Source organism: Archangium sp., from assembly GCF_036388035.1.
GTDB lineage: Bacteria > Myxococcota > Myxococcia > Myxococcales > Myxococcaceae > Archangium.
Genome location: NZ_DASVSO010000122.1, coordinates 1 through 3,337 on the forward strand (window position 1 = coordinate 1; position 3,337 = coordinate 3,337).

Consider the following 3,337-nt stretch of genomic DNA (forward strand, 5'->3'; position numbering starts at 1 on the left):
GATCCTTGTACATGAGCTCCGAGTCGATCGGATCCCGCGTGGTGCCTGGAATCTCGCTGGCCACCACCCGCTTCTGTTTCAGCAGGGCGTTGACCAGGGTGCTCTTGCCCACGTTGGGCCGGCCGATGATGGCCACCCGGATGGGGCGCTCCTCTTCCTCCTCCTCGGGGGGCGGCTCCTCCTCCATGCCCTCCGGGAGCTCCTCACCCCACTCCGCCCGCTCCTCGGCGTCCTTCTCGGCCTTCTCGGCCTTGGCGATGACGGCCAGCTCCTCGGGCGTCAGCGGCGGCAGCTTGCCCACCACCGCCTCCATCATCGTGCCCACCCCGAGCCCGTGCTCGGCCGAGATGGGGAACACGTCCCCCAGTCCCAGCCGGAAGAACTCGGCGGAGTGGGCCTGGAGGGTGTGCGACTCGCTGTCCAGCTTGTTGGCGGCCACCACCACCGGCTTGCCACTCTGGCGCAGGTAGTTGGCCACCTCCTGGTCCGCCGTGGTGAGGCCGGCGCGCGCGTCCGTCACGAAGACGATGGCGTCGCACTCCTCCACCGCCAGCTGCGCCTGTTCGCGCACCTGCTGCAGCAGCGAGTCCTTCTCGCCGGGCACGAAGCCGCCCGTGTCGATGATGGTGAGCTCGCGGCCCTCGTACTCCACGTCCCAGTAATGCCGATCCCGGGTCACCCCGGGCACGTCCTCCACCAGCGCGATGCGGCGCCGGGCGAGGCGATTGAAGAGCGTGGACTTGCCCACGTTGGGGCGACCCACGATTGCGACCAGAGGCTTCATGGCTTCACTTCCTGACTACTCGTAACCCAACTTCTTGAGGCCCTCGGGACGCTCGCTCCAGCGAGGCTCCACCCGGACCCGTAGCGAGAGGTACACGTGCGTCCCCAGCAACCGCTGGATGGATTTGCGCGCGTCCGTCCCGATCGTCTTCAGCATCTGCCCCTGCTTGCCGATGATGATGGCCTTCTGGCTGTCGCGCTCCACGTAGATGGAGGCGGCAATCCGGATGAGGCCGGCGAGCTTGCTGGGGGGTGTTCCAGGCAGCGGCTCGCGCTCGGACTCGTCGAAGAAGTCCACCAGCACCGCCGTGGAGTACGGAATCTCCTGCCGGCAGTGCCGCAGCACCTGCTCGCGGATGTACTCCTGCACCAGCGTCTTCTCCGCCTGGTCCGTCAGCACATCCTCGGGGAAGAGCGGCTCGCCCTCCGGCATGTGCTGAAGCACCGCCTGGAAGAGCTGCTCCACCCCGTCTTCCTCGCGTGCGGAGATGGGCACCACCTCGGCGAAAGGGAATTCCTTGCGGTACAGCTCGATGAGCGGCAGCAGTACCGGCTTCGGTATCGTGTCGATCTTGTTGATGACGAGGAAGGTGGGCTTCTTCGACTTCTGCAGCCGCTCGAGGATGAAGCGGTTGCCCGGACCCACCCCGGGCGTCTCGGAGGGCGTCGGCTCGACGACGAAGAGGACGAGGTCCACGTCGTCCACCGCCTGCAGGGCGATGTCCACCATGTAGCGGTTGAGCTCGCCCTTGGCCTGGTGGATGCCGGGCGTGTCGAGGAAGGCCACCTGCCCCTCCGGCCGCGTCACCACGCCCAGAATCCGGTTCCGGGTGGTCTGCGGCTTGGGGGAGACGATGGCGAGCTTCTCGCCGGTAAGTTGATTCAGCAGCGTGCTCTTGCCCACGTTGGGGCGGCCAATGAGCGCGGCGAACCCGCTGCGGTGTATCTGAGGAGGCATCTGAAGCTTCTGAAGGTCGAAGGTGGTCTGAAGGTCCCCTCTCTTCAGGGGACCCCAGGAACTACGGCACTACATAAGACGTCCGGCCCATCCATGCCCTATGGGGCAGGCAGGCAACCGCCTTCCGGGCGGTCTGGACGGCTCAACCCGGCGCGGCGGTCGAGATGGTCAGCTTGTTGATCTTCACGTCCGTTCGCGGCCGGTCGCCCGGGCCCTTGGGAATCTCGTTGGCGATGCGATCGGCGACGTCCTGGCCCTTCACGACCTCGCCGAAGATGGTGTGCCGGTTGGTGAGGTGCGGCGTCGGCACCACCGTGATGAAGAACTGGCTGCCGTTGGTGTTCGGACCGGCGTTGGCCATGGCCAGCAGGCCCTTCCTGTCGAAACGGCGGCCGCTCTGGAACTCATCCTTGAACTTGTACCCGGGACCGCCCGTGCCCCGGCCGAGCGGATCCCCGCCCTGGATCATGAAGTCCCCGATGCAGCGGTGGAAGATCGTCCCGTCGTAGAGCGGCTTGCCCGTCATGCGCTCGTTCGTCGCCGGGTGCGTCCACTCCTTCTCTCCCGTGGCCAGCCCCACGAAGTTCTGCACCGTCTCCGGCGCGTCCTTCGCGAAGAGCTTCACCACGATCTGACCTTCCGTCGTATCGAAGGTGGCGTAGAGATCCTTGCCCGCACGCGCCTCGTCCATCATTCCCATGGAAGCCTCCCGGGTCGAAACCCACTAGCGGATGGGCGGCGGACCTTATTCGCCACCTCCAGGGCGGCCAAGCAGTTTCAGGCCGGGGTGTCATCCTTCGGACCCGAAACGGGCGTCGGAGCCGCCTCCGGGGCCTGTCCGAGCTTCTCCTCCCCCCGGTCCATCATCTCCAGGGAGAGCCGGGCGGCGACCTGCTCGGCGTCCTTCTTGCTACGGCCACTGGCGCGCCCGTACACGTCCGCGCCCAGCACCACCTCCACCTCGAAGACCTTCTCGTGGTCGGGGCCCGTCTCGGAGACGATTTGATAGCGGGGCGTCAGCTTGAGCCGCTCCTGCGCCGCCTCCTGCAGCTTCGTCTTGTAGTCCTGCCGGCTCAGCGCCTGCGCCACCCCGTCCAGCGCCTCGGAGAAGTGCCGGTCCACCAGCGCCATCACCGGCTCCAGCCCGGAGCCCAGGTACACCGCGGCGAAGACGGCCTCCACCGCGTTGGCCAGCAGCGAGCTCTTCTCCCGGCCGCCGCTCAGCTCCTCGCCCCGTCCGAGCTGCAGCAGCTCGCCCAGCGCCAGCCGCCGGGCAATGCGCGACAGGCCCTCCTCGTTGACGATGCGGGCACGCAGCGGCGTGAGCTCCCCCTCCTTCATCTGGGGGAAGCGCTCCATCAGCCGGTGGCCCACCGCCAGGTTCAACACCGCGTCCCCGAGGAACTCCAGCCGCTCGTTGTCCTGGAAACCCTCGCCCCGGTGTTCGTTCACCCAGCTCTTGTGGGTGAGCGCGGTGAGGGCCAGTTCGGGCCGCGGGAACGTCGTCCCGAGCCGCTCCTCCAGGGCCTTCACTCGCTCGTCGGGTAGCAGCTTGGGCACGGGCTACTCCGCGAGCTGGCTCGCGAGCTCCTCGGC

The 3,337-nt window shown here is 67.4% G+C and carries 4 protein-coding genes; all 4 read right to left on the reverse strand.

Annotated elements, in window-relative coordinates; genetic code table 11:
* The coding region (locus VF697_RS05370) for a ribosome biogenesis GTPase Der (protein WP_331092405.1) at window positions 1-784 on the reverse strand (784 nt) is incomplete at its 3' end.
* Between the two features lie 15 nt (window positions 785-799).
* Window positions 800-1,741 carry a GTPase Era gene (era, locus tag VF697_RS05375; RefSeq protein ID WP_331092406.1) on the reverse strand — a complete coding sequence of 314 codons (942 nt, stop codon included), beginning with the start codon at window positions 1,739-1,741 and terminating at the stop codon, window positions 800-802.
* A gap of 142 nt (window positions 1,742-1,883) precedes the next feature.
* Window positions 1,884-2,441 carry a peptidylprolyl isomerase gene (locus VF697_RS05380; RefSeq protein WP_331092407.1) on the reverse strand — a complete coding sequence of 186 codons (558 nt, stop codon included), beginning with the start codon at window positions 2,439-2,441 and terminating at the stop codon, window positions 1,884-1,886.
* Window positions 2,442-2,518: 77 nt separating this feature from the next.
* Window positions 2,519-3,301, reverse strand: a complete 783-nt coding sequence (gene rnc, locus VF697_RS05385; RefSeq protein ID WP_331092408.1) for a ribonuclease III — start codon at window positions 3,299-3,301, stop codon at window positions 2,519-2,521.
* Between the last annotated feature and the right edge of the window lie 36 nt (window positions 3,302-3,337).